18 protein-coding genes and 1 pseudogene are annotated in these 22024 nt (G+C 59.8%); 5 read left to right on the forward strand and 14 right to left on the reverse strand.

Translation table 11 applies throughout. The features are described 5' to 3' along the window. Positions 1–225 precede the first annotated feature (225 nt). Positions 226–1317: pseudogene (locus GVK95_RS25255) on the forward strand (LysR family transcriptional regulator); the annotation flags it as partial. A 44-nt stretch (positions 1318–1361) separates the two neighbouring features. Here GVK95_RS25255 and GVK95_RS25260 read toward each other — a convergent pair. The 4 genes from GVK95_RS25260 to GVK95_RS10450 all read right to left on the reverse strand — a co-directional run bounded on the left by GVK95_RS25260 (position 1362) and on the right by GVK95_RS10450 (position 4574). Then, positions 1362–2936 carry an aromatic amino acid ammonia-lyase gene (locus tag GVK95_RS25260; protein ID WP_159949527.1) on the reverse strand — a complete coding sequence of 525 codons (1575 nt, stop codon included), beginning with the start codon at positions 2934–2936 and terminating at the stop codon, positions 1362–1364. A 125-nt stretch (positions 2937–3061) separates the two neighbouring features. Next, positions 3062–3466, reverse strand: a complete 405-nt coding sequence (locus GVK95_RS10440) for a type II toxin-antitoxin system VapC family toxin (protein WP_159949198.1) — start codon at positions 3464–3466, stop codon at positions 3062–3064. Next, positions 3463–3699, reverse strand: coding sequence for an AbrB/MazE/SpoVT family DNA-binding domain-containing protein (locus tag GVK95_RS10445; RefSeq protein ID WP_159949200.1), 237 nt, complete (start codon positions 3697–3699; stop codon positions 3463–3465). The genes GVK95_RS10440 and GVK95_RS10445 overlap by 4 nt, the downstream gene beginning before the upstream one ends. Positions 3700–3770: 71 nt before the next feature. Beyond that, a complete protein-coding gene (locus tag GVK95_RS10450; protein WP_159949202.1) occupies positions 3771–4574 on the reverse strand; it encodes a class I SAM-dependent methyltransferase in 804 nt (267 codons plus the stop codon). A 115-nt stretch (positions 4575–4689) separates the two neighbouring features. Between GVK95_RS10450 and GVK95_RS10455 the strand changes: the two genes are divergently transcribed. From GVK95_RS10455 to GVK95_RS10465, 3 genes are all read left to right on the forward strand, one after another. Next, a complete protein-coding gene (locus GVK95_RS10455) occupies positions 4690–5829 on the forward strand; it encodes an ABC transporter substrate-binding protein (protein WP_159949204.1) in 1140 nt (379 codons plus the stop codon). Between the two features lie 199 nt (positions 5830–6028). After that, the gene (locus GVK95_RS10460; protein ID WP_159949206.1) at positions 6029–7096 is read left to right on the forward strand and encodes an iron ABC transporter permease; all 1068 of its coding nucleotides are present in this window, start codon (positions 6029–6031) and stop codon (positions 7094–7096) included. After that, complete coding sequence (locus GVK95_RS10465) at positions 7090–7842, forward strand: ABC transporter ATP-binding protein (protein WP_159949208.1); 753 nt, start codon at positions 7090–7092, stop codon at positions 7840–7842. Before GVK95_RS10460 ends, GVK95_RS10465 begins: the two co-directional genes overlap by 7 nt. Before the next feature lie 40 nt (positions 7843–7882). Here GVK95_RS10465 and GVK95_RS10470 read toward each other — a convergent pair whose 3' ends face one another. Continuing rightward, on the reverse strand, positions 7883–8512 hold the full coding sequence (locus GVK95_RS10470) for a YitT family protein (RefSeq protein ID WP_159949210.1): 630 nt from the start codon (positions 8510–8512) through the stop codon (positions 7883–7885). A 6-nt stretch (positions 8513–8518) separates the two neighbouring features. Beyond that, positions 8519–9691 carry an amino acid aminotransferase gene (locus GVK95_RS10475; RefSeq protein WP_159949212.1) on the reverse strand — a complete coding sequence of 391 codons (1173 nt, stop codon included), beginning with the start codon at positions 9689–9691 and terminating at the stop codon, positions 8519–8521. Positions 9692–9854: 163 nt separating this feature from the next. Here GVK95_RS10475 and GVK95_RS10480 point away from each other — a divergent pair, with 163 nt between their 5' ends. Then, positions 9855–10331, forward strand: a complete 477-nt coding sequence (locus tag GVK95_RS10480) for an Lrp/AsnC family transcriptional regulator (RefSeq protein WP_159949214.1) — start codon at positions 9855–9857, stop codon at positions 10329–10331. Positions 10332–10381: 50 nt separating this feature from the next. On the opposite strand, the gene GVK95_RS10485 is transcribed toward GVK95_RS10480, so the two are convergent. The 8 genes from GVK95_RS10485 to GVK95_RS10520 all read right to left on the reverse strand — a co-directional run bounded on the left by GVK95_RS10485 (position 10382) and on the right by GVK95_RS10520 (position 21276). After that, entirely contained in the window at positions 10382–11248 is an 867-nt protein-coding gene (locus GVK95_RS10485) for a dipeptide ABC transporter ATP-binding protein (protein ID WP_159949216.1), read from the reverse strand. After that, positions 11245–12096 (reverse strand): ABC transporter ATP-binding protein, encoded by an 852-nt coding sequence (locus GVK95_RS10490; protein WP_159949218.1) that lies wholly within the window; start codon positions 12094–12096, stop codon positions 11245–11247. Before GVK95_RS10490 ends, GVK95_RS10485 begins: the two co-directional genes overlap by 4 nt. Before the next feature lies 1 nt (position 12097). Beyond that, complete coding sequence (locus GVK95_RS10495; protein WP_159949220.1) at positions 12098–13006, reverse strand: ABC transporter permease subunit; 909 nt, start codon at positions 13004–13006, stop codon at positions 12098–12100. A 14-nt stretch (positions 13007–13020) separates the two neighbouring features. Then, positions 13021–14025: an ABC transporter permease subunit gene (locus GVK95_RS10500; protein ID WP_159949222.1), complete on the reverse strand. Its 1005-nt coding sequence runs from the start codon at positions 14023–14025 to the stop codon at positions 13021–13023. A gap of 173 nt (positions 14026–14198) precedes the next feature. Further along, entirely contained in the window at positions 14199–15797 is a 1599-nt protein-coding gene (locus GVK95_RS10505; protein WP_159949224.1) for an ABC transporter substrate-binding protein, read from the reverse strand. Between the two features lie 501 nt (positions 15798–16298). Then, positions 16299–19379, reverse strand: coding sequence for an efflux RND transporter permease subunit (locus GVK95_RS10510; RefSeq protein WP_159949226.1), 3081 nt, complete (start codon positions 19377–19379; stop codon positions 16299–16301). A 39-nt stretch (positions 19380–19418) separates the two neighbouring features. Next, positions 19419–20552 (reverse strand): efflux RND transporter periplasmic adaptor subunit, encoded by a 1134-nt coding sequence (locus GVK95_RS10515; protein WP_200844266.1) that lies wholly within the window; start codon positions 20550–20552, stop codon positions 19419–19421. Between the two features lie 115 nt (positions 20553–20667). Beyond that, positions 20668–21276: a TetR family transcriptional regulator gene (locus tag GVK95_RS10520; protein WP_159949230.1), complete on the reverse strand. Its 609-nt coding sequence runs from the start codon at positions 21274–21276 to the stop codon at positions 20668–20670. Positions 21277–22024 lie beyond the last annotated feature (748 nt).

Here is a 22024-nt window from a genome sequence, read left to right on the forward strand (position 1 = left end):
ACAGATTAGGCACGCGCGCGGTTTTGTGGCATATCCCAATTCATGGACAAGTTATGCTCTGTCTGCTGACATCGGAAGGGTGAGAGATTGGATATCGCGACGCTGATGACCGTGCATCAGGTTCTGGTCGCCGGTGGTGTGCGCAAGGCAGCCGCCCTGCTTGAGCGTCCGGTATCCAGTGTTTCGGCAGCACTCGGCCGATTTCAGGCGGCGGTGGCCACGCCCATGTTTGCAACGTCGGGCAGCCGCAACCTGCTGACGCTGGAAGGCCGCAGGCTCGAGGCTTCGTTGTCGCGCGCCGCAGAACTGTCTCTGGAGATTGCCTGTCTTGGATGTGAACCGCCTGGGTCAACATCCACCGAGGACGCGCGACCCCTCCGCTCACCCTCGCCCCCACCTTCGGTTGTGCCATCTCTGGTCCGAGCTACGCATCTCTCGATCTCGCTCGCCACGCTGCAGCGCTTCCTGATGATTGCCCGCGCCGGCAGCATCCGCAGGGCCGCGATGGAAATCGGCATGGGCCAGCCGCAGTTGACGCGCCAGATGCGGAGACTGGAAACCGAATTGGGCGTCGAAGTGATGAAACGCGGCCAGGCGGGTGTTGTGCTGACCGAAGCCGGGCGCAGCCTGCTGGCTCTGGCTGAAGACCTCGATCAGGTCTGGAACCGTCTGAATGAAGGATCGGATGATCGGTTTCACCGGCTCGGCGCCACAACGCGCCTTGGTGCGGTCTCGCCACTCGGATCCGGCAGTCGGGTCGCCCGGATCATCGCGGCCCTGGTCGCTGCCTGGCCGAGGCGACGTGCGCGGGCTCCCCTGTTTGTCACCTCCGCCAGCGCCGATGAACTGTTGGCCGGCTTGAATGCCGGCCTCTACGATCTGGTCCTGGTCGATTGTGATCAGATACCGGATGGCCTGACGGCACAGCCCGTCTGGCAATCCCGGCTGGCGCTTGTCGGGCCAGTGGGCAGTCTCGTCGGCAAGGCACGGGCTGACATTCCGGAAATTTTGATGGCTCATAGGATTGCAGCCCCCTCCTCACGCACCGGATTGCGTCAGAAGATCACGCAGTTGCTCACCGAGGAACTGCCACGCCAGCTGCGGGATCGCATGTCCGTGACCGAGATCGACATGATCCCCGTCATCGCCAATCTCGTCGTCGATCATGGTTATCTGACCGTAATGCCGGTCTCTGCCCTTGCCGGACTGGAGGGTGAGATGGATGCGATCACCCTGCCCGATCACTATGACATTCGGCTGACACTGGTGCGTCGCTCCTCCCCTGTCGCTGATGCTGCCATGGCCGTTGCGCTGGATATTCTCAGGGAATTGCCGTTTGAGCCCGATGGCAAATCGCCGGATCAAAGTGCAAAGAAGCTGTCGAAGACTGGCAGCGGCGCTGCCGCGACGAGCCGTGACAGCGTACCGGTTGCGGCCAGATCCTCTTCCAGCGCCTCCACCTCCGATGATAAAGGCCGGTCAGAGCGGTAGAAGGCGGAGTGACTGCGGGTGATCTCATGCAGCAAGGCGGCGATACCCTCCGGCCGATCGCCGAGGATATCCGTGCCCTGCGCTGCAAACAGAGCCTCAAGCGCCGCCATGCGCTTCAAGGCCTCGACCTGCCGCTCGAGCCGCTCGACGATCAGCGGTAGGAAAGCCGCTTCGTCTTCGATGCCGTCTGCCACCACCAGAGACTGAGGCGACAGGGCAGAGGTCATCGACAGCACGCGAATATAGAGATCACCGACGAGTTTGAGCGCCGGGCCGAAGCCGGTTGCGACCGCGCCGGATGGTACGAGATTGACCGGGAGACCACGTCTGCCACCATTGGCGAGCAGGACGCAGCGATTGAAGATATTGCGTGCGACGTGGGCGAGAACCAACTGGCCCGCCTGAATGGCAATCGCCACTTCCAACGGCAGCGAACCGCCGGACGTCAGGACTTCCCCCTCGACCACGACAGGATTGTCATCGCTGCGGCCGGTGGCATTCAAGACGACAGCACCGATACGCGCGATTTCGGCAACCGCGACACCAAAGATCTGTGGCAGCATGCGCAGGCTCAACGGATCCTGCACATGCGATGCGTCCTTCCAGTCCCAATCGCTCGACGTTTTGGTCAGCCACTGGCCGATCTCGGATTGCATGGTGCAGCCGACCGTAATCGCTGAGCGCCAGGGTGCGCGGGCCGCGCCAAGCGTTGCCGACGACATCAGCGCGGTCCCCATCAGCACCCGCAGCACCTTGGCCGCATCGCGAAGTGCGACGGCGCTGGCTGCGTAACCGACACCATTAACAGAGAGCGAGGCGAGTGCGTCTCGTGGTGCGAGCCTGAGTGGATTGATGCCGACTTCGGGAAAGACATCCGAGGTCTTGCGGCGCAGGCCTTGGTAATAGACTTCGCCGACGCCGGTCAGGACCGAGCCGATCTGCCCCATCAGACCGATATCGGCGCAGCCGATGGATCCTGTCCGACGCACGACCGGGATAACGTCCTTGTTCAGCAAGGCCAGAAACGCCTCGACCAGTTCCGGCGAACATCCGGCGTAACCGGTCAGCGCGGTGTTGATGCGAATGGCGATTGCCTTGCGCACGGTCGGAATGGGAAATGGTGCGCCGGTGCCGAAATGATGCGCATGCACGAGGCCGAGATTGAAGGTGCCGATCTCGTCCTCGCTCCAGTCGGTGTCCTTCATCGCACCGACACCGGTATTGGCGCCGTAGATGGTTTCGCCTCGGGTGATGGCGATTTCCACGCCTTCTCGGCCCTTGCGGACCCGCGCCATGCCGGCGGGGCTGAGGCTGACGGAGACGCGACCCGAGCCGATGGCGTCGAGGGTGGCGAAGGTGAGAGGCTGGGAGTCAAGGACGATGCCGGACACGGGCGGGAATTTCTCCAACTGCTGCGTGGCATGGGACCGATCGGCGCGACGCATCATGCAAGAGATAGTACAGGCCCCGATGTGCATGGCATATCCCAAATGCCGGACATTCTATGTGTGAATGCGACGTTTAAAATCCTGGGCATGTCTTCGGGGCAAGGATTTGTGCGCACCCTCGCTCACCTTTCCGGCGTGATCAGTGCCAGCTTCGGGAAATAGCTGCGATAGCGTCCGCTATCGCGGGTCAGGACCGAGAACCCGCCAACGGCAGCATGCGCTCCGATGAAGAAATCCGGCAGCACGCCCGTGCGTGATCCGCCTGCCTTGCGATAGGCGGTGAAGGCCTTGGCGGCGAGAAAGAGGGCTGGCTTGGGGATCGGAACATGGATCAGGCCAGCCGCTTCGACAAAGTCGTCCAGCCGTTCGATCTTGGCATAGCGCACGGCAAGTTCGGCATAGACCACATCATTGATCAGGAGCGGCCCTTCAAGGGCTGCAGCCTCCAGCCGTTCCACTGACCAAGGTGCCCAGACAGGATCGTCGGTGACCAGATCGAGCAGAACATTGGTATCGACGAGGATCACCCCCCGTCACCACGTGTCAGGGCCATGATCGCGTCTGTGCTCATGCCTTCACCGGCATGGCCGCGCAAGGATCCGAAACGGCTTCTCCCGACCTTGCGATCAGCGCGAGTCAATACCACGCTGCCATCTGCGGCGCGGTGAAACTCGACCTCAGTGCCTGGCAGGATGCCGAGCAGGTCGCGAACTGGCTTGGGGATCGTTACCTGACCCTTGGATGTCACCGTCGTTGACATGATTACCTCGGTAATACCTTCTGAAAATTAAGTATTACCTCTTGGCGTTCGATGCAAGCGGCAAGCGCGGCCTATTTCTCGGCGCAGATGGCATAGCGGTGTTGGGTTGCCCGCTCCAGCCCCTTCAGGAAGGAGAAGTTCTTGCGCTGGGCACGGTGGATTGCGCCAAGATCTGTATCGACGGAGATCTTGGCAAAGCCTGCCTGTTTCAGCAGTTCCACAACGGCATCGGCATGGGCGCCATCGGAAAAATGGACACGCGAGAGAATGCGATTATGCGTTTCCGCCATATCCGAATTCGGCGCGCCATGTTTGGCATCCTTGGCGAGGCCAATGCGTGCCGCCCATTGGGTCAAGCGTTTCATCAGCCGGGTCAGGGGCGATACGTTGACGAAGTCGCCATCGACGATGAGCACGCGCCCACCCGTTCTCAGCACACGGTGCCATTCGCGAAAACAGGCCAGCGGATCGACCAGCGTCCAGACCAGGTGGCGATTGGTGATCACGTCATAGGACTGGTCGGCTTCCATGGTGTTTTCCGCGTCGCCCATCAGGAAGCGAATCTCTCGGCCACGTTTTGCGGCCTTTGCGCGCGCGCGCTCCAGCATCGGCTCTGCCCAGTCGAGACCGGTAACTTTGAAGCCGAGATCGTCGAGGATATGGGAGACAACAGCGGTCCCGCAGGCCAGATCCAGCGCCTGTCTCCCCTGCCCATCTCCGAGGTGTTTGGAGAAGAGCGCGTGCCAGGCAGCCCGTTCATCCTCGGAAAAGATCTCGTGACCCGGCTGGCTGTCGAATGTTTCTGCCCTCAGCGACCAATAGGCTTTGATTTCGTCGCGCAGATCGTGATTCGATAGAGTGCTAACAGCTTGCATTGGCTGGATCTTCCGGAAGTGATCGTGAGGTTGGAACACTTCTAAAAGATAATTGTTGACTGCGAAAGTCATAAAAACATAAATCACCGCACAATCTCAAACAGGAGACGCGACAGTGTTTTATCTCGACAAGGTGGCCTCCGCCGCCGCGATTTCGCTCGTTCTTTTTTCAACGGCGGCCTACGCAGGCGAGACCGTGAAGATCAAGGATATCACGGGCCGTGAAGTCGAGGTCAAGGTGCCGGTCGAGCGCGTCATCCTCGGCGAAGGCCGCCAGATCTATTTTACCGCAGCGCTCGATACCGAAAAGCCGTTCGGCCGCGTCGTCGGCTGGCGCGACGATTTCAAGAAGGCCGACCTTGACGGCTACAATATCTATCTCAAGAAATTCCCCGAGATGGAAAAGATCCCGACCTTCGGCGGCATGAAGGATGGTACTTTCGATATCGAGCAGGCCGTTGTCCTGAAGCCCGACGTGATCATCATGAACACGGAAGCAAAGTCTGCCACAGAGGAAAGCGGCTACATCGAAAAGCTGGCTGCAGTCGGCATTCCGCTCGTCTATATCGACTTCCGCGAAAAGCCGATGGAACACACCGACGATTCCATGCGCATCATCGGCAAGCTGTTCGGCAAGGAAGAACGCGCCGAGGAATTCGTCAAGTTCCACGACGAGCAGATTGCCCGTGTCACCGACACGCTGGCCAAGGCTGCCGACCTGAAGAAGCCGGTTGTCTTCATCGAGCGTGCCGGCGGCTACTCCGACGATTGCTGCATGTCCTTCGGCAACGAGAACTTCGGCAAGATGGTCGAGCTCGCCGGTGGCGTGAATATGGCCAAGGACTTCATCCCCGGCACCTTCGGCACCGTCAATCCCGAGCAGATCATCGCATCGAACCCGGACCAGGTCATCGTCACTGGGTCGAACTGGGAACTTTATGTTCCCGGTGGCAAGTGGGTCGGCGTCGGTCCGGGTGCTGACAAGGCCGTCGCTGCCCAGAAGTTGTCCGATCTGATGGAACGCCCCGGCTTTACCGATGTGAAGGCGGTCAAGGATGGCAACGTCCACGCCATTTGGCACCAGTTCTACAACAGCCCTTACCAGTTCGTCGCTGTTCAGCAGATCGCCAAGTGGCTGCATCCGGACCTGTTCAAGGATCTCGATGCGGATGCGACCTTCAAGGAAATGCATGAGCGTTTCCTGCCGGTCGACTACCAGCCGGGCTATTTTGCTTCATTGAAGGCTGGCCTTTGATGGTTCTTGCCGGCGGGGAAACCCGCCGGCCTCCGTATGGTGGGCGGGTTCTCATGTTGGCCGAAAGAAGCCGGGCAAGTTTTGCCCTTTTGCCGTTTTTGACGGTGCCATCCTTCGCGGCCCCGCAGGCCCACCAGAGATTCTCGCCGCAGGCTGCCAAGCCCGGCGATTTTGCTTTGCATGAAAAGGAAAACATTGGATGGCCGTCGTGACTGAAGATGCAGCCGGGGTCGAGGGGCGCGGTCGCTACCGTGCCTTGACTGCGCGCCGCGTCCTGATCCTGAGCGCTTTGTTTATCGCGCTGATCGTCAGCGTTGCCGTGGATATGGCGCTCGGACCGGCGCGCTATACGTTGGCCCAAGTCGTTTCGACGATCCTGTCTCCAAGTGAAGCCAACAACCAGCTACGGGTTGTGATCTGGGATATCCGCATGCCGATCGCGCTGATGGCGGTGACCGTCGGCGCCAGCCTGTCTCTTGCCGGTGCGCAGATGCAGACCATTCTGGCCAACCCATTGGCAAGCCCGTTCACGCTCGGGATTTCGGCCGCTGCCGGTTTTGGCGCAGCGCTGGCACTGGTCGGCGGCGTCGCGGTCTTTCCAGCCGCCGTGCAATACATGGTGCCGATCAACGCCTTCCTGATGGCCATGCTCGCTTCGCTTTTCATCTACAGCGTATCAACGCTGAGGGGCGTGACCGTCGAGACGATCGTCCTACTTGGCATCGCCCTGGTCTTCACCTTCAATGCACTGCTGTCGCTGCTGGAATACCTGGCCTCCGAACAGGCGCTTGCTGCCGTCGTTTTCTGGACCATGGGTTCACTCACCAAGGCCACATGGGCCAAGGTCGGCGTGACCGCTGCAGTTCTGGTGTTGTGCGTGCCGCTCTTTGCCCGCAAGGCATGGGCTTTGACGGCCCTTCGTCTCGGTGACGACAAGGCAGCGTCCTTCGGCGTCAACGTCAAAGCGCTGCGGCTGGAGACGATGATGCTGGTCAGCCTGCTCGCGGCAATCCCCGTGTCATTTGTCGGCACGATCGGTTTCATCGGTCTGGTTGGCCCGCATATTGCTCGCATGCTGGTCGGTGAAGACCAGCGCTTTTTCCTGCCTGGCTCGGTGATCTGCGGCGCATTGCTGCTGTCGGTGACCTCGGTTGTCTCTAAGATGCTGATCCCGGGCGCCATTCTGCCGATCGGGGTCATCACCGCGCTCGTTGGTGTGCCCTTCTTCTTCTCGCTGATTTTCACCCATCGGAGACGCGCATGGTAGCCCTGAAGCTCGAGGCGCTTGGCGCCCACTATGGCCGCAACCGCATTTTTACCGACATCACCACCGGCGATATCGTCGGCGGCATGCTGACAGCAGTGATCGGCCCGAATGCTGCGGGAAAATCGACGCTGTTCAAACGCATCGCCGGCCTGTTGAAGGGCGACGGCATCGTGCATGTCCGTGGCGAGGAAAGCCTCCGGCCGATCTGTTACATGCCACAGGATACCGGCGCCAATGCCGTACTCACTGTCTATGAAAGCGTTCTGCTCGCCTCCAAGCAAGGCTCCGGCTGGAAGGTGGCGGATCAAGAACTGGTCGACATAGACCGTATCTTGTCATCCCTTCGCATCACCGATCTTGCCTTTCGCGATCTGGGTGAACTGTCGGGCGGCCAGCGGCAACTGGTCGCCATTGCCCAGGCGCTGGTACGCAAACCACAAATTCTGCTGATGGACGAGCCGACGTCGGCTCTCGATCTCTTCCGGCAGATCGAGGTGTTGCAGCACATGCACCAGCTTGCCCGCCAGACAGGCATGGCCGTACTGATCGCGCTTCACGATCTCAACCATGCCATGCGCTATTGCGACCATTCGCTGGTCGTGGCCGACGGCCGTTTGGTTGCCAATGGACCGACGGCCGATGTCATCACCCCTGCCCTGCTTCGGCGAGTTTACCGCGTGGATGCGCGGATCGAGAATTGCACGCAAGGTCGCCCGATGGTGATCGTGGATGCGGCGCTGGCCTGATTGAAGACGACGTTCCAGCTGATTCCAGCTGGAACGTTTTTCAGCTCAACCCCATATAGCGACCAGGCTTGTGGTTGATGGCGATGATCAGGTTCGCGATCGCAGCGCCCAGCACCGAATAGGCCAGGCGGTCTGCCGGCAGGATGAAAAAGGCAGCGGCGAGGATGGCCAGATCGACGCCGAGCTGCACGTATCCGGCCCGAAAACCGAGCTTTTCCTGCAGGTAAAGTGCGAGGATGTTGATGCCGCCAAGGCCGGTGCGATGGCGAAACAGCATCAAGAGGCCCGTGCCGATCAGTCCACCGCCGATGATCGTCGCATAGAGCGGGTCCAGATGGGAGAAATCGATCCACGCTGCGTTGAGTTTTGACAGGATCGAAACCAGCGCCACTGCGGTGAATGTGCGGATGGTGAAGCCCCAGCCCATGCGTTTGACCGCAAGGATATAGAACGGCAGGTTGACCAGGAAGAAGATCAACCCGAAACCCCATCCCGACGCATAGGACATCAGCAAGGCCAGGCCAGCGGTGGAGCCGACCGTCAGCATCGTCTTGGTGTAGATCAGCGTTCCCAGCGAGACGAAGAGCGTGCCGGACAGCATCGCCAGCACGTCTTCATAGAGCCGGTGACGCTCTGCGGGCGCCATCGGGTTAACGGTTGCGGTGGTCATGGACTGTTATCCGAGCAATGGCTTGAGGACGGAGGCAACCCTCGCGATGTCGGCACTTTTCAGTCCGGCGATGTTGATGCGGCCGGACGTCGGCATATAGATGCCGTGATCCTTGCGCAGAGCGAGCACGTCGCTCTCACTCAGCGGCAGCAGCGAAAACATGCCCTGTTGCTCGGCAATCTGTGGCGCAAGCTGCCAGCCATCGGATAGGGCATGGGCCAGCTCCCGGCGCAGGCCGTTCAACCGGTCGCGCATCGAATTCAGTTCATCGACCCAGTCGCTGCGCAGCGTCTCGGAGGCAAGAATGGTGCGAACGACGGCAGCGCCGTGATCCGGCGGCATGGAATAGCTGGTGCGGGCCATTGTTACGAGATTGGAGCGGGCGATATCGGCGGCGGTCTGCGTTTCGGCGACGGCAAAGATCGCGCCGGTGCGTTCGCGGTAGATGCCGAAGGATTTCGAGCAGGAGACGGCCACCAGCGCTTCAGGCGCGGCTTTGATTACCTGGCGCAGGCCCGCAACATCGTCTTCGATGCCGGTGCCGAAGCCTTGGTAAGCGCTGTCGATCAGAGGGATGAGACGGCGCTCGGCAATGATGGCCGCCAATTCCTGCCATTGAGCGGGTGTCAGCCCAGCTCCAGTTGGGTTGTGGCAGCTCGCGTGGATCAGTACGGCATCGCCTGCCTGGGCACCTGTCATTGCCTTCATCATGCTGGCAAATCGTACCGCCTGGGTCGGCACGTCGAAATAGGGATAGGTTTCAACGGTAAGCCCGGTCGCACCGAAGATGCCGGCATGGTTCGGCCAGCTCGGCAGGCCGAGCCAGAGGCGGCGGGTTCCGGCACGGGCAAAAAGATCAGACGCCAGACGTAGCGCTCCGGAGCCGCCAGGGGTCTGCACGCCAGCGGCAAACTTGCCCGTGTCCTTGCCGCCAACCAGATCCCAGAGCAAATCGAGGAAGACCCGGTCGCCTTCCGGCGCCACATAGGACTTGCTCTCCTGGGTTTCGAGCAACTGCTTTTCGGCGGCCTTGACGGCGCGCAGCACCGGCGTGCGCCCGAGGTCATCACGGTAGACGCCAACCCCGAGATCGATTTTATCTGCGCGCGTATCTGCATTGTAGAGCCCGATCAGGGCGAGCAGCGGATCGTTCGGTTGGGAAGCGAGCTTGTCGAACATGAAGAACCTTCTTGAAGGGTGCGTAATATGCGCAAATCATAGCAATTCAATCGAGCAAAGTCGCGCCTGATTTTCTCCTCTAGAAGTATAAAAGCTTTGAGGAATTGCGAGTTATATGCATTCAGCGCTAGAAAATTGCGCAATATTCGGTAGGCTTGGTGCCATGACCACTGAACCGCAATTCGAACTCGACCGCATCGATCGCCGCATTATCGAATGCCTGCTCGAAAATGCGAGCCTCAGCAATGCCGAGCTTGCCGATCGTGTGGGTCTGACTGCCGCGCCTTTGTCGCGCAGACTGGCGCGCCTCTACAATAGCGGCATTATCCGACAGGCGGTGATCATCGATGCGGCCCGCGTCGGTCTTGGTTTGCAGGCCTATGTAGAAATTACGCTGGACCGGACCACGCCACAGGTAGGTGATCGCTTCATCCAGATGGTCGGGCGTTTGCCGGAAGTGGTCGAGATCCATGCAGTGGCCGGCGATTTCGATTTCCTGCTCAAGATCTCCGTCCGCGACATGGCCGACTACAAGCGCCTGATCTGGCAGGAATTCGATCAGCTGGCAGAGATCAAGACGATCCGCTCGACCATGGTTTTCGACAGCCCGAAGATATCCTACGGTCACCTGCCGGAATAGAAAAAGGGCGCCAACAGCGCCCCTCCTCCAGATTATCCGGCGCTGATCGATCAGCCGGCGCTGACAAGCTTGCCGCGTTTTGCCATGCGGGCGCGGATCGAATCCACGTCGGCACGCGGGGTCGCGGCAAACAGGGTGCGGGTATAGTCATGCTGCGGATCGGTGAACACCGCATCGCGCGTGCCGTATTCGACGGCCTCACCGTAATACATCACCATCACTTCGTCGGCGATGTAGCGCACTACCGAGAGGTCATGGCTGATGAACACGTAAGTCAGGCCGAACTCTTCCTGCAGGTCGGAAAGTAGGTTCAACACCTGTGCCTGAACCGAAAGGTCGAGCGCCGAGACAGGCTCATCGAGAACCAGAAGCTTCGGGTTCAGCATCAGCGCCCGGGCAATCGCGATACGCTGGCGCTGGCCGCCGGAGAACATGTGCGGATAGCGGTTGTAATGCTCCGGACCGAGGCCGACCTTGATCAGCATTTCATTGGCGCGATCGCGGCGCTCCGACGCCGTCATCTTGGTGTTGATCAGCAGCGGCTCTCCCAGCACATCGCCGATCTTCTGGCGCGGATTGAGCGATCCATAGGGGTTCTGAAAGACGATCTGCACCTTCTGGCGCATTTCGGCCGTCAGGTGGCCCGGACGCGTATCGACCTTCTTGCCTTCGATCAGCAATTCGCCGCCGGTTGGTTCATCGATGAAGGTCAGGATGCGGGCAAGTGTCGACTTGCCGCAGCCGCTTTCACCGACGATCGCCAGCGTTTTTCCGGTTTCGAGCTTGAACGACACGCCCTTGACCGCATGCACTGTCTTGTCCGGCTTCAGGAAGCCTTGCGGCACGTGATAGTCGCGCTTGATGTCGCGGATTTCCAGCATCGGGGTTCCGCTGGTGTTTTCGACCACAGTGCTCATGCGGCACCTCCCGTCGTCTGGGACGCTGCCATGAAATCGGAGACCGTCGTCAGGCGGTCGCCGGTGGCATTTTCCGGCAGAGCGGAAAGCAGCGCCTTGGTATAAGGGTTCTTCGGAGCCTCGAACAGGGACAGCACGTCGGCCTCCTCCATCTTCTTGCCCTTGTACTGGACGATCACGCGGTCGGCCGTTTCGGCCACCACCGCCATGTCATGGGTGATCATGATCAGGCCCATGCCGGTCTCGGCCTGCAGCTTCATCAGCAGATCGAGGATCTGCTTCTGGATCGTCACGTCGAGGGCCGTCGTCGGTTCGTCGGCGATCAGCAGCTTCGGATTGCAGGCGATCGCCATGGCGATCATCACGCGCTGGCACTGCCCCCCCGACATCTGGTGCGGGAAATGGTTGAGGCGTTCTGCCGGATCCGGCAGGCCGACGAGCTTGAACAGTTCGATCGCGCGCGCCCGGCGTTCCTTGGCACCCATGCCCATGTGCAGTTTCAGGACTTCCTCGATCTGGAAGCCGACCGTAAAGCACGGATTGAGGCTGGCGACAGGCTCCTGGAAGATCATCGCCACATCCTTGCCGATCAGCTTGCGCCGATCCGACGGCGACATGCCCTGGATATCGCGCCCGAGAAACAGCATGCGATCGGCAGTGATCTTGGCGGTCCAGGGCAGAAGGCCCATGACAGCCAGCATGGCAACGGATTTGCCGGAGCCGCTTTCGCCAACGATCGCCAGAACTTCACCAGCATTGACCGAAAGCGACACGCCGTCGACGGCCTTGAACCAGCCTGAAGCGGTCTCGAACTCGACGGTGAGGTTTTGAATGTCGAGAAGTGCCATGTCAGGACCTCTTCAGCTTGGGGTCGAGTGCGTCGCGCAGGCCGTCGCCCATCAGGTTGATCGCCAGAACCGTGATCAGGATTGCCAGACCCGGGAAGGTCACGACCCACCAGGCACGCAGGATGAACTCGCGGGCTTCCGCCAGCATGGTGCCCCATTCAGGTGCCGGTGGCTGGGCGCCCATGCCGAGAAAGCCCAGCGCTGCCGCATCCAGAATGGCGTTCGAGAACGACAGGGTTGCCTGGACGATCAGTGGCGCCATGCAGTTCGGCAGAATGGTGCGGAACATCAGGCGGAACGGCCCTGCCCCGGCCAGTCGCGCGGCCGTCACATAGTCACGGGTTTTTTCCGACATCACGGCGGCACGCGTCAGACGGACGAAATGTGGCTGCAGCGTCAGTGCGATGGCGATCATGCCGTTGGTAAGGCCCGGTCCGAGAATTGCCACCAGCACCAGGGCCAGAAGCAACGACGGAAACGCCAGGATGATGTCCATCAGGCGCATGATCGTGGTGTCGAGCCAGCCGCCATAATAGCCGGCAATCACGCCGATCGCGATGCCGGTGGTCAAAGACAGCGTGGTGACGAACACGCCGATGAACAGCGAATACTGCGATCCGTAGATCAGGCGCGACATGATATCGCGCCCGACGGGATCGGTGCCGAGCGGATAGCTCCAGCTGCCGCCTTCAAGCCATGCGGGTGGCAGGAGAATGGCCTCGCGATACTGTTCGAACGGCGAATGCGGCGCGACCAGCGGTGCAAACACCGCGATCAGCACGAGGGCGATGAAAACGACGAGGCCGATGACGGCGCCGCGGTTTTCGGAGAAGTAGAACCAGAACTCGGTCAGCATCTGGCGGCGCATCGCCGCTGTGGTGACCGGCTGGCTTTGAATGGTCTCAGCCATGGGATTTTATCCTTCTAGTGGCGGATGCGCGGGTTGATCAGGCCATACAGGAGATCAACGATCAGGTTGACGACCATGATGATGCCGGCAATCAGCAGCAGACCGCCCTGGATGACGGGATAGTCGCGGCGGAACACGCTGTCGACCATCCATTTGCCGATGCCCGGCCAGGAGAAGATCGTTTCGGTCAGGATCGCGCCGGCAAGCATGACGCCGATCTGCAGGCCGATCGTGGTGATCACCGGGATCATCGCATTGCGAAGCGCATGCAGGCCGACCACGCGGAACGGCGAAAGTCCTTTGGCGCGGGCCGTGCGGATATAATCCTCCGACAGCACTTCCAGCATGGCGGACCGTGTCTGGCGTGCAATGACGGCAAGCGGAATGGTGGCGAGCACGATCGATGGCAGGATCAGGTGGCTGAGCGCCGAGGTAAAGGCGCCCTTTTGTCCTGACAGCAGTGAGTCGATCAGCATGAAGCCGGTAACCGGCGGGAAGAAAAACATCAGGGAGATACGACCCGAGACCGGTGTCCACTGCAGGATGCCGGAAAACAGGATGATCAGCAGCAGGCCCCACCAGAAGATCGGCATCGAATAGCCAACGAGCGCAATGCCCATCATTGTCTGGTCGAAGGCCGAGCCGCGTTTGATCGCGGCAATGATGCCGGCTGGTACGCCGATGGCGATGGCGATCATGATGGCACAGAAGGACAGTTCGACGGTCGCCGGGAAGAGCGCGAAGAACTGATCGATGATCGGGCTCTTGGAGACGATCGATGTGCCGAAATCACCCGTCATGACGCCGCTGATATAGTCGAAATACTGCACGACAATCGGCCGGTCGAGGCCGAGATTGGCGCTGATTTCAGCGTGTCGCTCAGGCGACATGACGCGCTCGCCGGACAACAGCGCGACGGGATCACCCGGCAGAAGCCGGATGAAGGCGAAGGCTATGATCGATACGCCGATGAAGGTCGGGATCAAGACGGCAAGCCGCCGCAAGAGAAAGCCAAACATGTAGGAGACCTGTTGTTTTTCTTATGAAGGTCGGACCGTGGGCTTGTCGCCTCTTCGGTCACTCGAAAAGCCGTATCGGGTTTCGAACCGTGGAAATCGCCGGATTTTATCCGGGTGAGCTTAACGAGAATCGCCGCGGGTTTTGGCCCGCGGCGACTGCGTCTCGTATCCGATTACTCGGCGATGTCGACGTTTTCGAAGGTGAAGTCACCGAGCGGGCTCTGAACGAAACCAGAGACTTCCTTGCGCATCGGTACGATGGACAGGGAGTGGTCGATGGTGGCCCAAGGAGCTTCCTTCTTGAAGACCAACTGGGCTTCTTCGTAAAGCTTCGTGCGTTCTGCCTGGTCGGACGTGACCTTGGCCTTCTTCACCAGGGCGTTGAACTCTTCGTTGCACCACTGAGCGCGGTTGTTGCCGCCCACGGCTTCGCAGCCGAGCAGGGTGTCGAGGAAGTTGTCCGGGTCGCCATTGTCGCCGGTCCAGCCAAGCATGACAGCGCCGTCACGATCCTTGGCCTTCGAACGGTCGAGATATTCGGCCCATTCGTAGGAAACGATCTCGACCTTGACGCCGATCTTGGCAAAGTCGTCCTGCATGATTTCAGCCGCACGGCGTGCGTTCAGCATGTAGGGACGCGATACCGGCATCGCCCAGATCTTCATCGACAGATCCTTGACGCCGGCAGCTTCGAGCGCCTTCTTGGCGGCGTCGAGGTCGTAGGCATCATCCTGCGTGGCTTCGTTGTAGGACCACATTGTCGGCGGGATCGGGTTCTTGGCCGGTGTTGCCATGCCCTGGAAGACGGCATCGACGATGGCCGGCTTGTTGATCGCCTGGTTCAGCGCCTTGCGCACTTCAGGCTTGTCGAAAGGAGCCTGGGTTGTGTTGTAGGCGAGGTAGGCGACGTTCAGGCCTTCCTGTTCCATGACGGTCAGGGTGTCGTCGGTCTTCATCGCAGCAACGTCGGCTGCGTTCGGGAACGGCATCAGGTGGCATTCGCCAGCCTTGAGCTTCTGGTAACGAACGGCAGCATCTGTGGTGATCGCGAAGACGAGATCGTCGATCTTCGGTGCGCCACCCCAATAGTCGGCGTTCTTCTTGAAGCGGATGACGGCATCCTGCTGGTAACCGACGAAGGAGAACGGACCCGTGCCGACCGGCATCTGGTTGAGCTGTTCCTTCTTACCTGCCTTTTCGAGGCTGTCGGCATATTCCTTCGACAGGATCGAGGCGAACGGCATGGCGAGGTTCGCGAGGAACGGTGCTTCCGGCTTGTTGAGCGTGATCTTGACCGTCAGGTCATCGACCTTTTCAATCGACTTGATCAGTTCCGGGAAGCCCATGCCTGCGGCATATTCCCAGGAAGTGCCGGCGACATACTGGTTCCACGGATGGTCGGCCTTGATCTGGCGTTCCAGCGAGAAGATCACGTCGTCCGCGTTGAATTCGCGGCTCGGGGTGAAGAATTCGGTGGTGTGGAACTTGACGCCCGGACGCAGCTTGAATGTGTATTCGGTGCCTTCGGCATTGACGATATAGCTTTCAGCCAGACCGGCTTCAGCTTCCGTGGTGCCTGGCTTGAATTCCATCAGGCGGCTGTAAACTGGATGCGCCGAAGCGTCGAATGTGGTGCCCGCGGTGTACATGCCCGGGTCGAAGCCTTCCGGCGAACCTTCCGAGCAATAGACGAAGGTCTTGGCGCTGGCGGCGCTGGAAAGGAACGTAGCCGCGAGCAAAGCGGCGGCGGCAAAGCCAAACTTGTATTTCATGAGCAGTCTCCCAGTGGCGTTGGACCATGACTGTCCGGTCGCCGGTTCTTTTGGTTCCGTGGTGCGTGTTTCGCACCCAGTGTTTTGCAGAACGAGGTATTGATCCTCATTCCGGCGTACCGAGACGGCGATAACGCATTGGCTGTCGTAAAGAGGCCAGTGCGTGTGCCCGACGTCAAGGCCCGCATGCTCAACGTCATATCGGCTTAAAAAACGTTGTAAAGAGAGATTCCGCCGCAATATCACTTCATTTTAGACTGGAATTTGGCGAAATTTGCCAAGTGCAGGATAAAATTCGCAAAAATTAATAGTAAGTTAGGCATACGAAATTTGATTTAGTGATATGATAGAAGCATTAGTTTCCAAGGGCTTCGTGTAGGGACGTCGCAAAACGGAAAGCTGTTTTGGTTGGTTTTGACGATGATTTTACCACGTCTTGTCGCTTGATCAATCGATCAAGAAAAGGGAAGTCGGGAGGGGCTTGGGGTCCCCTCCCTCCCCTTATTCGGTCACCAGCTTTTTGGGCGTGCGACCGAAGAATAGCGAATAGGCGGCTGGCAGAACCAGAATGGTCAGCACCGTTGCCACGAGGATGCCACCCATCATCGCATAGGCGAGCGGCCCCCAGAAAATTCCTCGAGAGATCGGGATGAGTGCGAGCACCGCCGTCATTGCCGTGAGCATGATCGGGCGGAAGCGTCGAACGGCTGAGCCGACGATTGCTTCCGAGCGCTCCATGCCGGCGGCAATGTCCTGATCGATCTGGTCGATGAGGATAATCGAATTGCGGATGATGATGCCGAGAAGCGCGATGACCCCGAGGATCGCGACGAAGCCGAAAGGTGCGCCGGAGATCAGCAATGCTGCCGACGCCCCGATGATGCCGAGCGGGCCCGTTGCCAGGACCAGCATCGCCTTGCCGAAATGCTGGAGCTGGATCATCAGCAGCACGACGATGACAAGCAGCATGATCGGAGCTTTTGCGGCAATCGAGTTCTGGCTCTCGGCGCTGTCTTCGGCTCCGCCCTGTATCTCGACGAGGTATCCGGCGGGCAGCCGATCCCGCAGCGGTTGGAGCTCGGCAAACATCTTCATCGTGACGTCGTTCGACTGAACGTCATCTGGAAGGGTTGCGCGGACGGTGATCGTCGGCAGGCGGTTACGTCTCCATTCGATGCCCTGCTCCAGGGTAGGCACGACTTTGGCGACCTGCGACAAGGGCACGAAAGTTCCGTTGTCGGTCGGGATGTAGATCGAGTTGACAGCTGTCAACAGCTTGCGGCTTTCCTCCGGTTCGCGGGCAACGATCGAGATTGTCTCCTCCCCTGCTCGCACGTCCGCCAGCGGTGCGCCACTCATTGTCGCCTGCAACATCTGACGCAGCCGCTGCGAAGTGACGCCAAGCGCGCGTGCACGATCCTGGTCGACCACCAGCTTCATCGCAGTCACGGGCTCAAGCCAATCGTCGTGAACGGCTTGCAGGACCGGGTTGGCGTTGAAGGTCTTCTTGACCTCGTCGGCAATCCGGCGAACCTCTGTGCGATCCGGCCCCGAAATGCGCATCTGGACCGGCCATCCTGTCGGCGGGCCCAGAAACAGGCGGTCGACCTTGCCGCGGATATCGGGGAAGTCGGCAGCGAGCATGTCGCGGATCTTGGTGATCAATCGCTCGCGCCCTTCTTCGTTTTTGGCCATGACCAGAAGCTGGGCGTAGTTCGGATTGCGCAGTTGCTGGTCGAGCGGCAGGAAGAAACGCGGTGCCCCCTCCCCGATATAGGTCGCAACGAAACGTTGATCGTCTTCCTTGAGGATGCGGTCTTCGAGAACAGTCGCCTGACGTTCGACTTCGGAAATCGACGTACCTTCCGGTAGCCACAGATCGACGAGGATTTCCGGCCGTGAGGATTGCGGGAAGAAGTTCTGCGGGATGAACTGGAAGGCCCACAGGCTGGTGACGAACGCGGTGAGTGTCAGCAGGATCACGATGATCCGGTGCTTGACCGCCCATACGACGGTGGAACGCAGCCGATGGTAAAACGGTGTGTCGAAAGCATCGTGATGGCTGCCGGCATGGTGCCTCTGCTTGAGGATCATGTAGCCGAGCCAAGGCGTGAAGTAGACGGCCACGAACCATGATATGACGAGCGAGATGCCGACGACGTAGAAGAGCGACCGGACATATTCGCCCGCGGTCGATTCCGCAAAGCCGACAGGAATGAAGCCGGCGATGGTAATCAGTGTCCCGGTCAGCATCGGGAAGGCAGTTGATGAGTAGGCAAAACTCGCCGCGTCGATCTTGTGCAATCCTTCCTCCAGTTTACGCTCCATCAACTCCACGACGATCATCGCGTCATCGACAAGAAGCCCGAGTGCGATGATCAGGGCGCCGAGTGAGATGCGCTGAAGGTCAAGCCCGAATTGGTACATGACGGCAAAGGTTGCGGCGAGAACGAGCGGGATGGCAATGGCGATAACCAGGCCAGAGCGCCAGCCGATCGAGATGAAGGATACGACAAGCACGATCAACAGCGCCTCGCCGAGTGCCTTCATGAATTCGCCGACGGCCTCTTCCACGACTTCAGGCTGGTTGGAAATCTGCGAGACCTCCACCCCAAGCGGCAGGCTAACCTGAAAACGGGACAGAGTTTCCTCGACCGACTTGCCGACATCGGTGACGTTGAACCCTTTGGTCATCACCACGCCGACCTGGACGGAATCCTGGCCGTTGAAGCGGAACTTGCGCTGGTAAGGGTCTTCGAGGCCTTCTGTGACGGTGGCGATGTCGCCAAGCCTGGTGACCTGGTCGCCGGCCTTGAGGCGGAGTTCGCGGATGTCTTCGGCGGCGCTGAAGCCGCCATCGACCGCGATGCGCACCGAGCGCTCGTTCGTGTCTATGGAGCCGGTGGCATCGATAGCGTTCTGGCCTGCAAGTGCATCCTGGAGATCGGTAAAGGTCAGGCCGCGCTCGGCGAGGGCTTTCGAGGAGACCTCGATAAAGATCTTCTGTGGCTGATCGCCAAGGATCACGGCTTTTTCAACGCCCGCGGTGGACAGAAGCACGTCGCGCGCCTGGATCGCGTATTTCTTCAGCTCCGGATAGCTGTAGCCATCGCCGGTGAGGGAATAGAGCGTGATATAGGTGTCGCCGAATTCGTCATTGAAATAGGGGCCGAGCAGGCCTTCCGGCAGCTCGTTTTCGATATCGCTGACCTTCTTGCGCACCTGATAGAAGGCGTCCGCCACGTCCTGCGCGTCGGTATTTCCCTTGACCTGGAGTGTGATGATCGCCGAGCCGGCGCGTGTGTAGGATTTCACCCAGTCGAGATAGGGGGTCTCCTGAAGCTTGCGCTCGATCTTGTTGACCACCTGGTCCTGCATGTCGGTGATCGACGCACCTGGCCAGAAGGCCTGCACGACCATGACTCGGAAGGTGAAGTCTGGATCTTCCTTCTGGCCCATGCGCATCAGGCCGAATAGCCCGGCGATCAGGATGAGGCCGAAAAGGAAGCGCGCCATGCTGGGATGGCCGATCGCCCAACGCGACAGATTGAAAGAGCCGTGGTCGACGGGTGGGGTGTTCATGGCAATGGTCCGCGCGGGAGGAACGGGAAGGGATCTGGATCAGGGCGTTTCGCTGGTGCTGCCGGTGACGGCAGGCTCTACGGCTTCGGCCGAATGCGTCAGAACGCCCTCGGGAAGCTTGACCTTCATGTCTTCCGCCATGAACTGGGTTCCGGCCGCGACGACCAGATCGCCGGGCCGAATGCCGTCAGAAATCTTTATCCCAATATCGGTGAATTCGGCGACCTTGACCGGCCGCGCATGCACGGTGCCATCGAGCCGCTCCACCGTCCAGACAATCGTCTGCTGGCCAGGGTCGCGCGCAAGCGCCGACAGAGGCAGGCTGTAGTGATTGTCGGCGGTCGGCGTTGTCGCTGTCACGCCAGCAGTCATGCCGAGGAGCACGCGGGCATCTTCGGGAAGCGAAATACGAACGGCGAATGTCCTGGAGCTGGCATCGGCGGAACCGGCGACTTCGCGAACAGTGCCCTTGAGCGTGACACCGGCATTCGACCAGAACGTGACGTCGACGATCTTGCCGGTGTTAAAGGCGAAGATCTCGTTCTCCGGCACGGCAATCAGGACTTCCTTTTCGCCGTCGGCAGCAACCGTGACGACGGGGCTGCCGGCTGAGACGACCTGGCCGGCATCGGCATTGATCGTGGTGACGATGCCGGGTTTGTCCGCCTTGAGTTCGCTGTAGCCGACCTGATTGCGGGCCTGCGCCAGGGTCGAGCGGGCACTGTCGCGGGTGGCGGTGGCCTGGTTGTAGGAAAGCTGCGCCTGTTCGAGCTGGGCTTTTGTCGTGACCTGCTGCTTGTAGAGCGCTTCGGCACGTGTCAGGGCAAATTCGGTGGTCTCGACCTGACGCTGGGCAGACGCAAGACTGGCTTCTGCGCTGCGAACCTGCAGCTCATAGTCTGTCGCATCGATCCGTGCCAGAACGTCGCCGGGATTGACCCGGTCGCCGATATCAACATTGCGCTCGATGATCTTGCCGGCGACGCGGAAACCGGCCGCGGCTTCGCTGCGTGCCTTTACCGCACCGGAATAGCGCATTTCGCGGGCCGGTGAAGCGGCGTCGACCTCGACAACCTTGACCGGACGGAGTGCGGGCGCCTGGGATACTTCAGCACTACCGTCGGAGCAGGCAGCCAGCGCGATCGTCATCACCAACGGCGCAAGCAGGCGCATAAATCGTGCACCCTTGCTGCGGCGAGTGCTTGGATATTCAGAGGGACGCGCGGTCATATACATACTCTCCTGAAACACGGGATGCCGGTTCGAGCACCTGTGGCTCGATCTCGGGTCAGGCCTTGAGGGCCCGGATCGAAAATTCGGTCAATTCCTCGGCGCTGGCGCGATTGCCTTTGCCTATGCATTGGGCCACGAGTTGTGGGTGATGCAGCGCGGATGTGGCTGCGCCGAAACAACGAGATGCCAGTTCCGGGTCACCCTTTGTGAATTCACCGTTCGCCATACCTTCGGCGATTATGTCGCGCACGATACTCTGAAGCTGGTCGATATGCTGGTCGACTACCTGCCAGTCTCGCTCGATGGCGACAATGACCATTTCATGCACCTTTTCGGCATCAAGCATGGTCTCGACTGTATACTGATAGTGGTTCATCGAATAGCGCCTCAGCCGTTCTTCGGCGCTGAGCGGAAGAGCCGCACACGCGCGTGCCAGTTCGAGGCTCTCGTTCAGCATACGGGCGCACAGCGCCTGATGGATTTCCACTTTGGACGCAAAGAAGCGGTAGATATTGGCCGGCGACATGCCGAGATCCTTGGCGATATCGGCAACTGTCGTCTTCGCATATCCATAATGTCTGAACAGGCGCTCTGCCGCGACAAGAATGCGCGCGACATTGTCGTGGCGTACCTTGTCTTGTTCGGCTTCTAGGGCTTGAGGCATCTGCATTCCTGATTGCTGACGAATATTGAATTTCGTCAGCAATAAAATGTCAGACATTGTTTGTCAATATATGCCATGAAAGAAAAGTCTGAAACAAAGCGCGCCAGAGTTGTGTTGCATTATGCTTTGCGACTGTTAACAAAATGCTTCTGCCGACGGCATTTGTCTGAGGGTGGTGATGGCGGTGGGTAGATGACGGAAGTGCTCCGGAGCGGCTGCATTCCGGGTTTCGCGGGTCCGTCCGGTTGGGTGCTGCAGGGAGGGTTCGCTCAACTGCCGGCGCTTGAGCGGTTTCAAAACCAATGTGGGCAGGTGGCGCAGCCCATCAGTGTCGCCCTTATCTCCAATGTCTCGTGAATGAGGCCGGTATTGCGGGGCAGGCGGCTGTTGACAGCTGTCAACAGAAGTGTGTGGCCGTGTGTGAGTCGCGCACGGTTTTCAGGCGCGGTCTGGACTTAACGAAACGAAACGAACTGAAAGTTGGGGCAGGGGCGCAGATTTGGTCGCCCAAACACTCGACAGCATATTCGAACCATTGAGGATGCGTGGGCCGCCGCGACACCCATTGCCGTTCGCCTTGTCGCGCGGGCAGCGCTATTCCGGGTCGTCGGGGAATTATGAAAAGTCTGAGTGCCGCATTCGAAAATTTCAGCATCTCGGGAATGGCGCAATTGATGCCGGCTGGGCAGGTTTCGCGAAGCTCGAACCTTACCGGGCCATAACTTTCATGAACTCGCCTGGGGTATGG

It is taken from the genome of Rhizobium sp. 18065 (assembly GCF_902706095.1).
In the GTDB taxonomy this organism is placed as follows: domain Bacteria; phylum Pseudomonadota; class Alphaproteobacteria; order Rhizobiales; family Rhizobiaceae; genus Allorhizobium.